General features: G+C 68.2%; 17 protein-coding genes. 12 read left to right on the forward strand and 5 right to left on the reverse strand.

Annotation, left to right across the window (positions count from 1 at the left end; all coding sequences use genetic code 11):
- The first annotated feature begins 24 nt into the window (after positions 1 to 24).
- The 4 genes from ACYAF3_RS27355 (at position 25) to ACYAF3_RS27370 (ending at position 4,286) form a co-directional block, all read left to right on the forward strand.
- Positions 25 to 2,454, forward strand: a complete 2,430-nt coding sequence (locus ACYAF3_RS27355) for a penicillin acylase family protein (RefSeq protein ID WP_116680147.1) — start codon at positions 25 to 27, stop codon at positions 2,452 to 2,454.
- A complete protein-coding gene (locus ACYAF3_RS27360; RefSeq protein WP_004349323.1) occupies positions 2,451 to 3,188 on the forward strand; it encodes a hypothetical protein in 738 nt (245 codons plus the stop codon). Before ACYAF3_RS27355 ends, ACYAF3_RS27360 begins: the two co-directional genes overlap by 4 nt.
- On the forward strand, positions 3,185 to 3,574 hold the full coding sequence (locus ACYAF3_RS27365) for a hypothetical protein (protein WP_073654097.1): 390 nt from the start codon (positions 3,185 to 3,187) through the stop codon (positions 3,572 to 3,574). Before ACYAF3_RS27360 ends, ACYAF3_RS27365 begins: the two co-directional genes overlap by 4 nt.
- A gap of 88 nt (positions 3,575 to 3,662) precedes the next feature.
- Complete coding sequence (locus tag ACYAF3_RS27370) at positions 3,663 to 4,286, forward strand: glutathione S-transferase family protein (RefSeq protein WP_003117660.1); 624 nt, start codon at positions 3,663 to 3,665, stop codon at positions 4,284 to 4,286.
- A 13-nt stretch (positions 4,287 to 4,299) separates the two neighbouring features.
- Here the strand turns inward: ACYAF3_RS27370 and ACYAF3_RS27375 are convergent, their stop codons facing one another.
- The gene (locus tag ACYAF3_RS27375) at positions 4,300 to 4,686 is read right to left on the reverse strand and encodes a hypothetical protein (RefSeq protein ID WP_003115740.1); all 387 of its coding nucleotides are present in this window, start codon (positions 4,684 to 4,686) and stop codon (positions 4,300 to 4,302) included.
- Positions 4,687 to 4,851: 165 nt separating this feature from the next.
- Between ACYAF3_RS27375 and ACYAF3_RS27380 the strand changes: the two genes are divergently transcribed.
- From ACYAF3_RS27380 to ACYAF3_RS27390, 3 genes are all read left to right on the forward strand, one after another.
- A complete protein-coding gene (locus tag ACYAF3_RS27380) occupies positions 4,852 to 5,139 on the forward strand; it encodes a hypothetical protein (protein WP_003088136.1) in 288 nt (95 codons plus the stop codon).
- A 373-nt stretch (positions 5,140 to 5,512) separates the two neighbouring features.
- Positions 5,513 to 6,922, forward strand: a complete 1,410-nt coding sequence (locus ACYAF3_RS27385) for an alpha/beta fold hydrolase (RefSeq protein WP_003132715.1) — start codon at positions 5,513 to 5,515, stop codon at positions 6,920 to 6,922.
- Positions 6,906 to 7,574, forward strand: coding sequence for a hypothetical protein (locus tag ACYAF3_RS27390; RefSeq protein ID WP_003102715.1), 669 nt, complete (start codon positions 6,906 to 6,908; stop codon positions 7,572 to 7,574). Before ACYAF3_RS27385 ends, ACYAF3_RS27390 begins: the two co-directional genes overlap by 17 nt.
- Positions 7,575 to 7,577: 3 nt before the next feature.
- Here ACYAF3_RS27390 and ACYAF3_RS27395 read toward each other — a convergent pair whose 3' ends face one another.
- Together ACYAF3_RS27395 and ACYAF3_RS27400 are read right to left on the reverse strand one after the other, a co-directional pair.
- Positions 7,578 to 9,941, reverse strand: coding sequence for a DNA polymerase II (locus tag ACYAF3_RS27395; protein WP_003122806.1), 2,364 nt, complete (start codon positions 9,939 to 9,941; stop codon positions 7,578 to 7,580).
- Between the two features lie 68 nt (positions 9,942 to 10,009).
- Entirely contained in the window at positions 10,010 to 10,543 is a 534-nt protein-coding gene (locus ACYAF3_RS27400; protein ID WP_003102722.1) for a GNAT family N-acetyltransferase, read from the reverse strand.
- A gap of 85 nt (positions 10,544 to 10,628) precedes the next feature.
- On the opposite strand from ACYAF3_RS27400, the gene ACYAF3_RS27405 reads away from it, so the two are divergent.
- Positions 10,629 to 11,180 carry a helix-turn-helix domain-containing protein gene (locus ACYAF3_RS27405; protein WP_003132721.1) on the forward strand — a complete coding sequence of 184 codons (552 nt, stop codon included), beginning with the start codon at positions 10,629 to 10,631 and terminating at the stop codon, positions 11,178 to 11,180.
- On the opposite strand, the gene ndhC is transcribed toward ACYAF3_RS27405, so the two are convergent.
- Positions 11,177 to 11,575 (reverse strand): NADH-quinone oxidoreductase subunit A, encoded by a 399-nt coding sequence (gene ndhC / locus ACYAF3_RS27410; RefSeq protein WP_003088123.1) that lies wholly within the window; start codon positions 11,573 to 11,575, stop codon positions 11,177 to 11,179. The genes ACYAF3_RS27405 and ndhC overlap by 4 nt on opposite strands.
- A gap of 12 nt (positions 11,576 to 11,587) precedes the next feature.
- On the reverse strand, positions 11,588 to 11,911 hold the full coding sequence (locus ACYAF3_RS27415; RefSeq protein ID WP_003102734.1) for a DMT family transporter: 324 nt from the start codon (positions 11,909 to 11,911) through the stop codon (positions 11,588 to 11,590).
- A 330-nt stretch (positions 11,912 to 12,241) separates the two neighbouring features.
- On the opposite strand from ACYAF3_RS27415, the gene ACYAF3_RS27420 reads away from it, so the two are divergent.
- The 4 genes from ACYAF3_RS27420 (at position 12,242) to ACYAF3_RS27435 (ending at position 16,281) form a co-directional block, all read left to right on the forward strand.
- Complete coding sequence (locus ACYAF3_RS27420; RefSeq protein ID WP_003102736.1) at positions 12,242 to 12,703, forward strand: (2Fe-2S)-binding protein; 462 nt, start codon at positions 12,242 to 12,244, stop codon at positions 12,701 to 12,703.
- Between the two features lie 4 nt (positions 12,704 to 12,707).
- Positions 12,708 to 14,903 carry a xanthine dehydrogenase family protein molybdopterin-binding subunit gene (locus ACYAF3_RS27425; RefSeq protein ID WP_004349295.1) on the forward strand — a complete coding sequence of 732 codons (2,196 nt, stop codon included), beginning with the start codon at positions 12,708 to 12,710 and terminating at the stop codon, positions 14,901 to 14,903.
- 157 nt (positions 14,904 to 15,060) lie between these two features.
- Entirely contained in the window at positions 15,061 to 15,615 is a 555-nt protein-coding gene (locus ACYAF3_RS27430) for a helix-turn-helix domain-containing protein (protein ID WP_003088112.1), read from the forward strand.
- Between the two features lie 87 nt (positions 15,616 to 15,702).
- The gene (locus ACYAF3_RS27435) at positions 15,703 to 16,281 is read left to right on the forward strand and encodes an HD domain-containing protein (protein WP_003160088.1); all 579 of its coding nucleotides are present in this window, start codon (positions 15,703 to 15,705) and stop codon (positions 16,279 to 16,281) included.
- The last annotated feature ends 27 nt before the right edge of the window (positions 16,282 to 16,308 follow it).

Below are 16,308 nucleotides of genomic sequence, written 5' to 3' on the forward strand. Positions count from 1 at the left end.
CCGTCGGCGTGGAGACTCGAAGCGATGTCGAAGAACGCACGTTACGCCTGGCGCCTGTCCCTCGGCGGCCTGCTGCTGGGGCTACTGGCCTGCGCGGTCTACCTGCTGGCCGTCCCGCTGGGCTTCAAGTACGGCGAGATCCAGGTCGGCCATGGCCTGGAACACGAGGGGCGGATCGCCTGGGACGCCGCCGGCGTCCCGCATATCCGCGCGCAGAGCCTGGAGGACGGCTATTTCCTGCTCGGCTACAGCCACGCCAGGGATCGCCTGTGGCAGATGGAGTTCGCCCGCCGCTATGCCGGCGGGACGCTCTCCGAAGTGTTCGGCGTCAAGACCCTGCCGATGGACAGGTTCGCCCGCACCCTGGGCTTCCGACGCACCGCCGAGGGCATCTACGCCAACCTGGACGCGCCCACGCGCGTCCTGCTGCAACGCTACAGCGACGGGATCAACGCCTATCTGGAGCTGGCCCCGGCAGCGCTGCCGCTGGAATTCAGCCTGGTGCGCCACGAACGGCCGGGGCCCTGGGGGCCGGTGGACAGCCTGTCCCTGCACCTGCTCTATTCCTGGACCCTGAGCGCCAACCTGGGCATGCAGTTGCAGCGCCTGGCGCTGGCCGAGCACCTGGACCTGGCACGGATCAACGAGGTGTTCGCCCCCTATCCGGGCGAGCGGCCGCCGGCCACCCGCGACTACGCCAGCCTGTACCGCTCCCTGCACGGCACGCCGGACGCCGGCAAGCTGCTGGGGCAACTGCCCGGTTCCAACGTCGAAGGCATCGGTTCGAACAACTGGGTGGTCTCCGCCAGCCGCAGCGCCACCGGCAAGCCGCTGCTGGCCAACGATCCGCACCTGCGCCTGACCAACCCGGCGGCCTTCTACCTGGCCAGCCTGAAGATCCCCGGCCTGAGCCTCACCGGCGCCAACTTCGCCGGCGCCCCGCTGTTCGTCATCGGCCATAACCAGCGCATCGCCTGGGGCTACACCAATACCGGCTCGCACATCCAGGACGCCTACCTGGAGCGCGTCGATCCCCAGGACCCACGGCGCTACCTGACCCCGGACGGCTACCGGCCCTTCGAGACGCGCCTGGAACGCATCGCCGTGCGCGACGGCGAGACGGTCTCGCTGGAGGTCCGCAGCACCCGCCACGGCCCGGTGATCAGCGACATCTACGAACCGGCGCGGCTGCCGCAGGCGCAGCGCGACCGGCTGGTGATCGCCCTCGCCTGGACCGGCCTCGACCGTCACGACAAGACCTTCCCGAGCCTGCTGGCGATCAACCGGGCCGAAGGCTGGGAACAGTTCCTCGACGCCGCCGCCGACTTCGGCGTACCGCCGCAGAACATGGTCTATGCCGACGTCGAGGGCAACATCGGCTACGTCTCCGCCGGTCGCGTACCGCTCCGCGGCGCCGACGACGACCTCCATGGCCTGGCCCCCTCGCCCGGCTGGGAGAGCCGCTACGACTGGGTCGGCTACGTTCCGGAAAGCGCCAAGCCACGCAGCCTCAACCCCCGCGAAGGGTTCATCGCCACGGCGAACCAGCGCATCGTGCCGCCCGACAATGCCTTCGACTTCGGCCACGACTGGGTCCTGCCCTACCGCTACGAACGCATCCGCGAGTGGCTCGGCGGCCCCGGCCAGCGCACCCTGGAAGACAGCCTGGAGTTGCAGAACGACGAGTTCTCCAGCGTGATGGCGAGCCTGTTGCCGAAGATGCTGGAGCAGGTCAGCGACCCCGAACTGCGCGCCAGCGAGGCCTTCGCCCTGCTCCAGGGCTGGAACCACCAGGCCGCCGCCGACCTGGCCGCGCCACTGATCGCCGGCTACTGGGTACGCGCCTTCACCCGCGAGCTGCTGCAACCGAGGATCGGCACGCAGTTGCTGGCCAGCGGCTGGAACCAGCGCAACTACGACGGATTCCTCCGGCTGATCCTCGACGGCCAGGCCGACCTGCGCTTCTGGTGCGGCCAGGAACAAGGCTGCGACCTCAAGCTGAACCAGTCGCTGCGCCGCGCCCTCGACGAACTGCGAGCCGCCCACGGAAGCGCGCCGAGCGGCTGGAAGTGGGGCGAGGCGCACGCCGCCCTCGCCGAGCACGTGCCCTTCCACAAGACCCCGTTGCGCGCGCTGTTCGACCTGAAGAACAACAAGGGCGGCGACAACTTCAGCGTCAACGTCGGGCGCTTCGACTACAGCGACCCGGCCAACCCGCTCAACACACGGATCGCCGCGACCCTGCGGATGGTCATCGACCTGGCGGACTTCGACAACTCGCGCTACGCGCTGTCCACCCGCAATTCCGGCCTGCCGTTCGACGGCGCCACCGACCTCAACGAACTCTGGGCCCGCGGCGCGTACATCCGTATCGCCGACGACGCCCCCGACGCGACGGACCGCCAGTTGGTCCTGCGCCCTTCAGCCTCTTCCTCCGGCGAGCCACGACCATGACCAGCGATCCGCAGAAAAACGCCTTCGACCTCGACTACTCCAGCCGCGAACGGCAGTTCCCCGAGGGCTTCAAGCGCAAGATAGTCGCCGACCTGCAAGAGGGAATGCCGCAGTTCGACGTGCTGCAATACTTCGGCAACCAGCCGGATATCTTCGAGACCTACGACCACCTGGTACTGGCGACCGATCCGGAGGGCGAACGGATCATCGGCATCCTGGGCGCGAAGGACTTCGTCCGCGGCGCGACGCGTTTCCTCTACCTGTGGACAGCGATGGTGGTCGACCGCTACCACCGCACCAGCCTGTTCAAGCGGATCAACCAGTTCTTCCTGCGCCAAGTCAGCGAGCGCAACGGCGGGCTGCCGCCACTGATCGTGGCGAAGACCTACAACCCGGTGGTCTACAACATGTTCCGCGCCCTCAGCGCGCGGATCCCGGGAGCGACGCTGTACCCGGACCTGGAAGCGCCGCGCCAGAGCCCGGACATGGTCGACCTGGCCCTCGACGTGGTCGGCACGCTGTCCGCCAACCTGCGCCTGGATGCGGAAACCGGCCTGATACCCGGCGGGCAACGCAGCGTCGCCCCGGATTTCTTCCCGCGCATGGCGATGTCCAGCCACGCCAGGACCAACGACCACTTCGTCGCCCACGTCGGCAGCAGCGACCAGATCCTCTGCATGGTCCGCCTCGCGCCCGGTGCCGAACCCTACGTGCAGCAGAGGATCATCCGGTGAGCGGACTCGCGCAGCGCTCCGACGACCCGTGGCTGGCGGCGCTGCCGGCCGCGGTGCTATACGGCGCCTGGGCGGCCTATGCCAACCAGGACGGCGGCCTGGCCGGGATGGGCGTCGCCGCCCTGCTCCAGGGCGCCGCGAGTCTCCTGGCGACGCGCTTCGGCCTGTACCTGTTGCAATGTCTCGGCCGCCGCCACGGCCTTGCGCAACGCCAGGCGCCCCTGCTGGTGGTGCTCCTGCTGACCGCGCCGATGGCCGCGCTGCACTGGCTCTCGGCCACGCCGCATCCATTGGCGAGCGTGGCGCCATCGTTCGTCATCGGCTGGCTCTACTTCGCCCTCTGGGCGCGCCGCCGCCCGGGCCGTCGGCAAGCCAGCGGAGCCTAGCCGGCGCCCCCGCTCGAGCCGCTCCCCGTCGGCGGGATCGGCCCGTATACTCGGAGCCTTCCTATCCGCCCAAGGACGCGCCATCGCCATGCTGGAGATTCTCGGAAAGGCCTCTTCGATCAACGTGCGCAAGGTGCTCTGGACCTGCGCCGAACTGGACCTGCCCTACCGCCGCGAAGACTGGGGCAGCGGCTTCCGCGACACCCACGCGGCGGAATTCCTCGCCCTCAACCCGAACGCCATGGTGCCGGTGCTGCGCGACGGCGAACTGGTGCTCTGGGAATCCAACAGCATCATCCGCTACCTGGCCAACCGCTATGCCGGCGAACGCCTCTATCCGCAGCAGGCGGCGCCGCGCGCGCGGGTCGACCAGTGGCTGGACTGGCAGGCCTCCGACCTCAACCGCTCGTGGAGCTATGCCTTCATGAGCCTGGTCCGGCAGTCGCCGGCGCACCGCGACGCGGCCCAGGTGGAGGCTTCGCTGCGCGGCTGGACGGGCTTCATGGAAACCCTCGAGGGACAACTGCTACGCACCGGCGCCTATGTCGCCGGCGAGACCTTCAGCCTGGCCGACATCGCCATCGGCCTGTCGGTCAACCGCTGGTACGAGACGCCGTTCGAGCATCCGTCGCTGCCAGCGGTGCGCGCCTATTACGAGCGCCTCGGCGCCCGTCCCGGCTTCCTCGCCCACGGCCGCAACGGCGTACCCTGAGCGAGGCGCGCGATCACTGGCCGAGTGCCTTGTTCAGGCGCTGCGCCAGGGCGGTGGTGTTGGCGCCGGCGGTATCCAGCAGCAGGTAGTCGTAGTCGGACTTGGCCACCGGGGCGATGCGATATTGCAGGACGCCCTCGACCACCTGCTGGCCGGCCGGCACGCTGAGGGTGCCGACACAGGACAGCACGCCGCTGTCGGGATCCTTCTCGAGGATCGCCACGTCGCGCAGCGCGCTGTCCTTGAACTCCGGCGAGCGCTCGGTGATCGCGCCCTGGAGGAAGATCCGCATCAGTTGGTCCTTCACGTCCGGCGAGGCACAGGCCTCGGCCTCCTTCTTCGCGCAGGCGCTCAACAGCAGCGCGGCGCCCAATACAGCGAGCACGGGTAGCTTCATCATCCCCTCGGGGGTCGGTTGGTGATGCGCAGTTGGACTGCGCCGCCGGCGAATGATTCCCAGGCCCCGCGCGGCGCCTGCCGCAGCCAGCACTGGCCAGCCGGCGCGTCTGCCAGTAGTCTGTCCGCCGCGCTGGCGACGCCGGCCCCACGCCAACTGGAGCAAGACATGTACCGAGACACCGTGACCCTCACCGTCAGCGCCGAGCAACGCGGCCGCGAAAGCGAGGCCGTGGACAACCCGAACGTCGCCATCGGCCTGGAAAGCGTCGAGCCGGGCGTGCTCAAGCTGCACTTCGAAGGCCAGCTGGACGCCCCGGAGAACGCTACCCACATCTGCTTCAGCCTGACCATCGGCCTCACCTACTACGGCCCGATCCTCGACGGCGCGGCCAGCGAGAACGGCGGCTGGATGACCTTCGAGAGCGACATGCTCGACCCGGCGCAACTGGCCTGATCGACTCTCCTTCGCAGCCATCCACCATGCGGAAGGCTGCGAAGTGGCACTTTGACACCCATCCCCCGGCGGTCTATAGACAGTTGCAGAACAGACACGGAAGTGGTGGTTCAGCATGTCAACGTCTTCGACAGTTCGCCCCACGACGAGCCTTTCCGGGATATCCCAGGCCCGCTTCCAGGGGCCCCTGACACACGCCTCCCCAGCCTTTCGCGGGACGACTTCTCCGCCTGCGCTCTCCCATCCCCCATGACAGCACCCGGCCGGCGACACGGGCACCGACAGCGCCAGAGCGTACCGACCGGCCTGCGTAACGGGTAGCGACCGGTCGAGTTCTGGCGCGCCGGAAAAGAATCTCCACGCGGGAATCGTCATGAAAATACTCGCCCTTCTCGCAGCCTGCCTGCTGGCAGGCTGCGCCGCCAACGCCCCGCTGCGCGATGACAGCGAATCGACCTGCGCCGACATGCGGCCTTGCAGCGACAGCTACTACGAACGCCATCCGAACTACGAGATCGGCTTCGTCGAATACAGCGAGCGCGGCAACGACTTCGCGCCTGCCAGAACGCAACGCCTGATCGACCAGCTAAAGCGCTACTCCGCCCGGGGGGACATCGCCATGGTGGTGTTCATTCACGGTTGGAAGCACAACGCGGGACGGGACGACGGCAACGTCGCCAGCTTCAACAAGGCACTCGCCAATCTCGCCTCCTCCGGGGTGCTGGGCAAACGCAGGCTGGTCGGCCTCTATGTTGGCTGGCGGGGCAAGTCGATGCATGGCCTGTATAGCGAGAACTTGACCTACTGGGACAGGAAGGCCGTCGCCGAGGAAGTCGGCCGGGGTGGCGTCGCCGAGTTGCTCGCCCAGTTGGAACGGATCGATCGCAAGGACAGGAACTATCTGGTGATCGTCGGCCACAGCTTCGGCGGCGCAATCACCCTCGGCGCACTTCACGACCCGTTGCTCGAACGCCTGCTGGCTCTCCAGGACGGTCAGCGGATACGCGCCTTCGGCGACGCGGTAATCATGCTGAATCCGGCGATAGAGGCCAATCAGGGCCTGCTGCTTAAGGAGAACAGCCTCAAGGTCGGCGCCCTGGGAACCCAGCCGCCGCCGCTGCTGTACGTCATCAGTTCGCACGGCGACAGCGCCACCCACTTCGCCTTCCCGCTCGGCCAATGGGTCGGCGTCAACCTCACCTGGAGCCAGGTGGACCTGGACAGGACCTACAACGGAACCCGCTATCGCCTCCGGGAAGAAGACCTGGATACCACCGCCCTCGGCAACTACAGCCTGTATCGGACCGCCCTGCTGATCGACCGCGAGTGCCCGCTGCCGGATGGCAGCGACAACTGCGCGCCAAGACCGCCCGAACCACGGGTGATCGACGACACCGATATCGGCAAATGGCGCTTCAGGAGCTTCTGCAGCGCGGACGGCGGCAACGCCGATCCGGCGCTGCCGCGCATGCCCTGCTACAGCAACGAGCCGGTCAACTTCATCTACACCTCGCAGTCCTTCATCGCCGACCACAACGATATCTTCAACGACCAGGTGATCGCCTTCATGGCCACCGCCGTCAGCAAGGCCATCTACGAACGTACGGCTGGCGCCTCCTACTACCGGGAGTGCCACGACCCGGTGCGGAAGAACTTCTCGTTCGGCAAGTGCTTCGACTTCCACTACCTCAAAGCCACGGCCATGCACCGGCGGCTGCAACGGCAACTCTCGGAACCCGGCACCCGCAGCGAACAGGACGTCCTCTATGAAAACCCTCTCTAGCCTGCTCCTGATCGGCTTCGCCGTCGTTCTGCTCGCCCCGCGGATGGCGCCCGCCGCCAGCGCCGCCGAAGACAAGGCCACCTATTGCGGCTCCGGCTTCACCCAGTATCTGGTTCCGGACGACGTCGCGGGCTGCTCGCTCAGCGAGGCCTGCCGCCTGCACGATATCTGCTACGGCCGCTGCGACAAGGACGGCGACCTCTACGGCAGCGCCTACTGCGCGCAAAGCGAAAAGTCCGAAGCCCGCAACATGAGCAAGCAGCAGTGCGACGCCAGGCTGCAGGCCGACATCGCCGCACAGAACGGCAACAGCCGCCTGTGCCGCGCGGTGGGAGGCGTCTACCGGGTATTCGTGAAGCACCTGGGGCAAGGTCCGTTCAATGGCCGGGAGGCACTGGACATCTACCTGAAGGTCATGCAATCGGCGCCCAGCGCAGCCGACGCCGACGCCCGCCTCGAAGCCATCCATCAGCTACAGAAGCAGGGCCTGACCGACGCCAAGGAAATCCGTTACGACGCCGAGCGTATCGTCATCCCACTCAACAGGCCCGTGGAATCGCCGTTGACCAACGGCTCGGACACTCTCGTCCTGCCGCGCAACCTCGACCGGGAACGGCTGCGCCAGCTGGACCAGCGGCTCATCCGCCAATGAGCCTCAGAATAGTGCCATCTGCCGGTCGACCAAAGTGGCGAAATCATCGCCGACGAACGGCAGGATGGCGTCGGCCACCGGCTGCAACTGCTTGCCCACGTAGTGCTCGTAGTCGATGGCCGAACGCCGCGCCTCGAGCGGCTCGGGACCGGCGACGCTGATCACGTAGCTGATCCAGCCGCCGCTCTGGTACTGCCGCGGGCGCCCGCGCTCGAGGTTGTAGTCGTCGGCGATGCGCGCCGCGCGCACATGCGGCGGCACGTTGCGCTGGTAATCGTCGAGGCGCCGGCGCAGGCGCTTGCGGTAGACCAGCAGGTCGTCCAGCTCGCCGGCCAGGGTCCGTCGTACGTAATCGCGCACGTAGTCCTGGTAGGGCTGGCGATTGAAGATGCGCAGGTAGAGTTCCTGCTGGAAGCGCTGGGCCAGCGGCGACCAGTCGGTGCGCACGGTCTCCAGGCCCTTGAAGACCATCTCCTCGCCACCGTCGGCGCGGCGCACCAGGCCGGCGTAGCGTTTCTTGCTGCCCTCCTCGGCGCCGCGCACGGTGGGCATGAGAAAACGCCGGTAATGGGTCTCGAATTGCAGCTCGAGGGCGCTGTCGAGGCCGAATTCTTCTTTCAGGTGCTCGCGCCACCAGTCGTTGACCCGCGCCACCAGCGCCCGGCCGATGGCCGCGGCCTCCTCCTCGGCGCGGGGGCTGCCGAGCCAGACGAAGGTGGAGTCGGTATCGCCATAGATCACCGTATAGCCCTCGGCCTCGATCAGCTCGCGGGTACGGCGCATGATCCGATGCCCGCGCAGGGTGATGGACGAGGCCAGGCGCGGGTCGAAGAAGCGGCAGCCGCTGGAACCCAGCACCCCGTAGAAGGCGTTCATGATGATCTTCAACGCCTGCGAGAGCGGCTGGTTGCGTTCGCGCTTGGCCGCCTCGCGGCCCTCCCAGACCCGTGCGACGATGGCCGGCAGGCAATGCCGGGTACGCGAGAAGCGGGCGCCGCGAAAGCCTTCCACCGAGTGCTCGTCGTCCGGCTGGCGCAGGCCTTCCACCAGGCCGACCGGATCGATCAGGAAGGTACGGATGATCGACGGATACAGGCTCTTGTAGTCGAGCACCAGCACCGATTCGTAGAGGCCCGGCCGCGAGTCCATGACGAAGCCGCCGGGACTGGCTTCCGGACGCTTCTCGCCGAGGTTCGGGGCGACGAAGCCGGCGCGGTGCATCAACGGCATGTACAGGTGGGTGAAGGCCGCCACCGAGCCGCCGCTGCGGTCCGCCGGCAGGCCGGTGACGGTGGCCCGTTCGAGGAGGAAGTCGAGCAGTTCGGTACGGGCGAAGATCCGCGTCACCAATTCGCAGTCCTTCAGGTTGTAGTGCGCGAGGGCCGGCTTGTCCTCGGCGAACATGCGATCGATCTCGTCCATCCGCTGGTACGGATTGTCGATCGCCTTGCCTTCGCCGAGCAGGGTCCGGGCGACGTTCTCCAGGCTGAACGAGGGGAAGCTCCAGGTCGCCGAGCGCAGCGCCTCGATGCCATCGATGATCAGGCGGCCGGCCGCCGCGGCGAAAAAGTGGTTGTTGCGGCTGCCGTGCTCGCGCCAGCCCATTTCGTCGCCGCCACGCCCCAGGCGCAGCGGCACCTTCAGGCGCTGGGCATGCTCATGCAGGACGCGCAGGTCGAACTGCACCAGGTTCCAGCCGATGATGGCGTCGGGATCGTGCTCGGCCAGCCACTGGTTGAGGCGTTCAAGCAGCCCGGCACGGCTGTCGCAATAGTCGAGGCGGAAATCCACGGCCGCGGCATCGCCGTTGGCCGGGCCGAGCATGTATACCTGGCGCTGGCCGCAGCCTTCCAGGGCGATGGAGTAGAGATCGCCGCGGGCGTTGGTCTCGATGTCCAGCGACACCAGGCGCAGGCGCGGGCGATAGTCCGGAGCCGGCTTCAGGCGCCGGGCGAGCAGGCTGCCGTCAGCCTCGACACTCGCCTCCAGGCTGACCGGCGCGGTGATGAAGCGCTCCATCAGGTAGCGCTCCGGCGGCCGGATATCGGCCTCGAACACCTCGACGCCGGCCTGGCGCAAGCGTTTCTCCAGATTCATCAGTTGGCGATGCTGCTGGCAGTACAGGCCGAGCACCGGCCGCTGCTGGAAGTCGCGCAGCGCCAGCGGCCGCAGCTCGGCGCCAGTCTCCCCGGCGAGCAGGGACTCGACGCGCCCGCGCTGCTCGGCGAGGACGAACGCCACCGACGGCTGCGGCGGCAGCCGCACCTGCCGCGGGCCCTGCTCGGTCGCCAGCCAGAACGCGACTTCCGTGCCGGCCGGCGTATCGCGCCAGTGCCGGGTCAGGACGAACCCTTGCAGTAACTCCACCATCGACCCCGAATCTCTCGCATCCGCCGATTCTACCCGGCCTGCCTTGGGAACGCTGGCATCTTCGGTCAGCCGGCAGCAGCCAGGCGCTTGTAGAAATAGGTGGTGGGACAGGGCGTGCCGTCCGGCATCAGGGCGTAGTCCGGAATTTCCCCGACCCGTGTCCAGCCGGTCTTCAGGTACAGCCGTTCGGCGGCGCTGCCGCTGACCGTGTCCAGCACCAGCAGGGACTTGCCGCAGGCCCGGGCGAGCCGGTCCAGCTCGCCCATCAGCGCCTCGCCGATGCCGCGCCGACGCGCACGCCGGTGCACCAGCATCTTCGCCACGTCGGCGCGGTGCGGCTGGTTCGGCGGTTGGTCGAGGAGCAGTTGCACGGTACCGACGATCCGCCCCTCCGCTTCCGCCACCAGCAGCAGGCGTTCGTCGCCCGCCACGCTCTCGCCGACGCCGCGCCAGAAGGCCAGCGCCCGCTCCCGCGGCAACGGCCACATGAAGCTGACCGAAGCCCCGCCTTCCACGCAGTCCAGCAGTACCTCGGCCAGTTCGTCCAGGCGCGCCAGGATCTCCTCGCCAGCCAGGCGGCGAATCGTCGGTTCGGTCATCGCGGGCAAGCTCCAATGCAAGGTCGAATTTCCAATATATTGGACAGTGACTATCATGGACGAGAAAAATCCGCCAGGGCCACTCATGGATATCGACGAACTGATTGCCCGACGCCTAGCCGCCCTGCGCAAGGAGCGCGAGCTGACCCTCGCCCAACTGGCCGAACGCTGCGCGGTGAGCAAGGCGATGATCTCGCGCATCGAGCGCAACCAAAGCAGCCCCACCGCCAGCGTCCTCGGCCGTCTCGCCAGCGGCCTGGGGGTCGCCCTCTCCGAGCTGCTCGGCGACACGCAGGCGCCGGCAGAACCGCTCTGCCGGCGCGCGCAGCAGGAAGTGTGGGAAGACCCGGCCAGCGGCTACCGCCGCCGCCAGGTCGGCGCTCGCGATCCGCGCAGCGGCTGCGAAATGGTGGAAGTGGAGATCCCGGCGAACGCCCGCCTCGACTATCCCCGCTGGGGCGGCCGGCCCTACCGGCAGCGCCTGTGGCTGGTCGAGGGTGCGCTGCGGGTGGATTACGGCGAGCAGTCGTTCCACCTGCAACGCGGCGACCGCCTGGACTTCGGCGTCGACCGCGCGGTGACCTTCGCCACCGCCGGGCAAGCCTGCCGCTACCTGCTGGTGATCCTCCACGACTAGTCGTGCGGCTTTTTCCGCCGGCGCTCCGGCGACCAGTCGAGGGCGCCGACCCGGTGCAGGTAGAACAGTCCGACCAGCAGCAGGGAGACGAACAGTGTCGCCTCGACGAAACCCGCCCAGCCATTCTCCCGCAGCGACACCGCCCAGAGGTAGAGGAACGGCATCTCGATGCCGAAGATCACGAACAGCATGGCGACCAACGCGTACTTGACCGAGAAGCGCAAGCGCGACGAGCCGGTGGAATCCACCCCCGACTCGAACGGCAGGTTCTTCGCCCGGCCATGCGATCGGCCGCCCAGCACCCGGCCCAACCCCAGCATGAGCAGGCAAAGGGCGAGCGCGCCGAAGAGGTAGGCGAGCAAGGCCCAGGTCGCGGGAGCGAAGGATGCGTACATGATGGTCGCCCCTCAGCCCTGACGGGTCGCCAGCTTGAGAATGACGATGCCGGCCACGATCAGCCCCACCGCCAGCAGCCGCAACGGGCTCGGGCTTTCGCCGAAGAGCAGGATGCCCAGGGCGAAGGCGCCGACCGCACCGATGCCGACCCAGATGGTGTAGGCCGTGCCGAGGGGCAGGGTTTTCATGGAAACGGCCAGCAGGCCGAAGCTGAGGATCATGAACAGCAGGGTGACCAGGCTTGGCCACAGGCGGGTGAAGCCGGCCGACTCCTTCATGGCCGTGGCCCAGACGATTTCGAAGACACCGGCGAGCAAGAGATAGATCCACGCCATTTTCAGCCTCTCTGCAGGGTCGTCCCCGCGCAATGAAAGAGGGAAAACGGGTCGTCCCGCTTCCGGCTGAAAGTGCGTGCCGCCCGGGCGGGCGTCAGTCACCGACGGCAGCGATCCTAGCGCGTTGCCGATGCCGGGTGAACGCCTGCGCCGACGGAGTTGTTTCGCCGCGTTTCCGCGCCGTGCCCGCCGGGACGCTCGGCAGGATTGATCTAGACTTTCGCAGGATCGTGCAAGGCGTCCGTTTCGTCCTTCGCGCACACTTCGCCCGATGCATCCCTGCCTGATAAGAGATAACGCCCTGCCCGGGCCTTTCCGTGGAGAATCAGCATGCCCACCTCGCTCGTCCTGAACGGCAAGAACGTCACCCTCGACGTCGATCCCAACATGCCCCTGCTCTGGGCCATCCGGGAAAGCGCCGGCCTGCACGGCACCAAGTTCGGCTGCGGCATGGCCCAGTGCGGCGCCTGCACCGTGCAACTGGACGGCACCGCGGTACGTTCCTGCGTGCTGCCGGTCTCCGCGGTCGCCGGCAAGCGCGTCACCACCATCGAGGGTATCCAGAGCAAGCCCGGCAAGGCCGTGCAGGACGCCTGGGTCAAGCTCCAGGTACCGCAGTGCGGCTACTGCCAGTCCGGCCAGATCATGTCCGCCACCGCGCTGCTGGAGCAGAACGCCAGCCCCAGCGACGCCGACATCGATGCCGCGATGAACGGCAACATCTGCCGCTGCGCCGCCTATGTGCGGATCCGCGCCGCCATCCACGAAGCCGCCGACACCCTGAAGGCCTGACGCCATGAACAGCAAGATCGATCTGAGCAACGCCCTTCCCGGCTCGCGCCGCGGCTTCCTCAAAGGCGCCGCGGTGGTCGGCCTGACCATCGGCTTCCAGTGGAGCGGAGCCCGGCGTGCCCTCGCCGCGGCCCTGCCGGACGCCGGCTTCGCGCCCAACGCCTTCCTGCGGATCGCTCCGGACGACAGTGTCACGGTGATCGCCAAGCACGTGGAGATGGGCCAGGGTGCCTATACCGGTATCGCCACCATCGTCGCCGAGGAACTCGACGCGGACTGGAGCAAGGTCCGCGTGGAAAGCGCGCCCGCCGACGCCAAGCGCTACGCCAACCTGGCCTTCGGCACCATGCAGGGCACCGGCGGCAGTTCGGCGATGGCCAACTCCTGGATGCAATTGCGCGAGGCCGGGGCCAAGGCGCGCGCGATGCTGGTCGAGGCCGCCGCCCGCCAGTGGCGAGTGCCGGCCACCGAACTGCGCACCCGCGACGGCTTCGTCGAACATCCGGCCAGCCAGCGCAAGGCCAGCTACGGTTCGCTGGCCGCTGCGGCGGCGGAACTGCCGGTGCCGGAAAAAGTGCAATTGAAGGATCCCAAGGACTTCCGCCTGATCGGTCACCAGGCGCCGCGCGTCGACGTTCCCGGCAAGACCGACGGCAGTGCGCAATTCACCCTCGACGTCAGCCTGCCCGGCATGCTGGTCGCCCTGCTCCAGCGCCCGCCGCTGTTCGGCGCCACGGTGAAATCGTTCGACGCCACGGCGACCAGGGCGATTCCGGGGGTGGTCGAGGTGGTCCAGGTGCCGCACGGCGTGGCGGTGGTCGCCAAGGGCTTCTGGGCGGCGAAGCAAGGCCGCGACGCGCTCAAGGTCGAGTGGGACGAGAGCAAGGCCGAGAAGCGTGGTTCCGAGGCGCTGATGGCGGAGTACCGCAAGCTCGCCGAGCAACCCGGCAAGCCCGCGCGCAGGGACGGCGACGCCGCCAAGGCGGTGGCCGGGGCGACCCGCAGGATCGCCGCCAGCTACGAGTTCCCGTTCCTCGCCCATGCGCCGATGGAGCCGCTGGACGCGGTGGTCAGGCTGACCGCCGACAGCTGCGAGATCTGGGCCGGCGACCAGTTCCAGACCGTCGACCAGGGCAACGCGGCGCGCACCGCCGGGCTGAAGCCGGAGCAGGTGAAGATCAATACGCTCTACGCCGGCGGCAGCTTCGGCCGGCGCGCCAACGCCTGGTCGGACTATATCGTCGAGGCGGTATCGATCGCCAAGGCGCTGGGCGCCAACGGCGTGCCGGTGAAGCTGCAATGGACCCGCGAGGACGACATCCACGGCGGTTTCTACCGGCCGATGTACTACCACCGGCTCGAAGCCGGGCTCGACGCCGACGGCAAGCTGGTCGGCTGGCAACATCGCATCGTCGGCCAGTCGATCCTGGAAGGCACGCCGTTCGCCGCGGTGATGGTCAAGGACGGCATCGACGCCACCTCGGTGGAAGGCGCCGCCAACCTGCCCTATGCGGTGCCCAATGTCTCGGTCGAGCTGAGCACCACCCAGGTCGGCGTGCCGGTCCTGTGGTGGCGGGTGGTCGGCAGCTCGCACACGGTCTACGCGGTGGAGGCGTTCATCGACGAGGCGGCGCAGGCCGCCGGCAAGGACCCCTACCTGTTCCGCCGCGACCTGCTGGCAGAGCAGCCGCGCCTGCGCGGCGTGCTCGAACTGGCTGCGGAAAAGGCCGGCTGGGACCCGTCCAGGCCGCTGCCCGCCGGGCGCGGGCGCGGGATCGCGGTGACCGAGGCATTCAAGACCTTCGTCGCCCAGGTGGTCGAGGTCTCGGTGGACAAGGACGGCAAGCTGAAGGTCGAGCGGGTGGTCTGTGCGGTGGACTGTGGCATCCCGATCAACCCGGACGTGATCGCCGCGCAGATGGAGGGCGGCATCGGCTTCGGCCTCGGCGCGATCCTGCACAGCGCGATCACCCTGAAGGACGGCAAGGTCGAGCAGAACAACTTCGACGGCTACCAGGTGCTGCGGATCGCCGAGATGCCCAAGGTCGAAGTGCACATCGTGCCCTCCGGCGAAGCGCCCACCGGGGTCGGCGAACCCGGTGTGGCGCCCATCGGCCCGGCGCTGGCCAATGCGATCTTCGCCGCCACCGGGCAACGCCTGTACAACCTGCCCTTCCCCACCTCCTTCGCCAAGGCCTGAGCGAGACGCCCGCCGGCAGCTCCACGGCTGCCGGCGCGGCGCGGGCGGCCCTCCGAGGATCGCCGCCGACCATACGGGTCCCCCCGGTGTCGCGCCGATTTGCCTCCGCCCGGCGTCGGGCGCAGACTTCAGCGTCCATTCGCCCGCGTAGCCAAGCATGACCGAGCCTCTCCCTTCTTCGTCCCTGGGCCCCGCCCTGCGTCGCTGGCGCCTGCTGCACCGGGTCAAGCAAACGCATGCCGCCGAATTGCTCGGCGTGGCGCAATCGACCATCTCGCGCTGGGAGTCCGGTACCCAGGCGCTGCTGGTGGAGGAACGGGCACGCCTGGAGCGTCTGCTCGGCGCCCGCCTGGAAGCCGCCGCCGACCAGGCACTGGCCCGCCTGGTCGAGGCCAACCCGCAACCCGTGCACCTGATCTGCGACCTCACCCATCGCCTGTTGGCCTGTTCGCCGGCACGCGCCGCGCAATTCGGCGTGCCTCTCGGCGAACTGCTCGACCGTTCGCTGTGGCCCTATTGCAGCGAGGAAATCCTCCGCCAGGAAGCCACCCTCGAGGAACTCGGCTGGCGCGAACTGCTGGCACCGCCGGCGCTGGAGTTCGCCAGCGGAGCGAACGCCTCGGCCATCGTGCCGATCCGGCGCAGCCGTTGCCGCTGGACCCGCATGACCCTCTCGGACGGACGCGCGGTGCGCCTGGTGGAAACCCTCTGACGTCGCCACGGATATTTTATCCATGGACCTTCAGCACCGCCGCGCCTAGGCTTGCAGGCTCGTTTCACCGGTAGCGGAGCCCGCGCCATGTCCCTCGAACTGCTGAGCAACCGCCTCGAATTCCTCCGCGAAGCCGAACGCCTGAAAGACGTCCTGCGCTCCGCGCACACCTCCTCCGGCCGCCCGGAAAGCACCGCCGAACATAGCTGGCGGCTGTGCCTGATGGCACTGGCCTTCGAGGACCAACTGGCCGGCCTGGACCTCGGCAAGGTCCTGCGCATGTGCGTGGTCCACGACCTCGGCGAAGCGATCCACGGCGACATCCCCGCCGTCGAGCAGGCCGCGCACCCGGACAAAGGCGAACAGGAACGCGCCGACCTGTTGCAGCTGACCCGTCACCTCGACGCGCCGCTGCGCGACCGCCTGCTCGCCCTGTGGGACGAATACGAGCGCGGCGAGTCCGCCGAAGCCCTGGCAGTGAAGGCCCTGGACAAGCTGGAAACCCTGCTCCAGCACACCCAGGGCGACAATCCGGCGGACTTCGACTATGCCTTCAACCTCGACTACGGCCGTCGCTATACCGACCGCGCACCGCTGTTCAAGACCCTGCGCGAGCTACTCGACGCCAGGACCCGACAGTGCCTCGCAGCTCGGCGCGACGCCTAGCGTGCGCCCGCCCGGGCAGCGTTACCA

The organism is Pseudomonas sp. TZ252 (genome assembly GCF_056110345.1).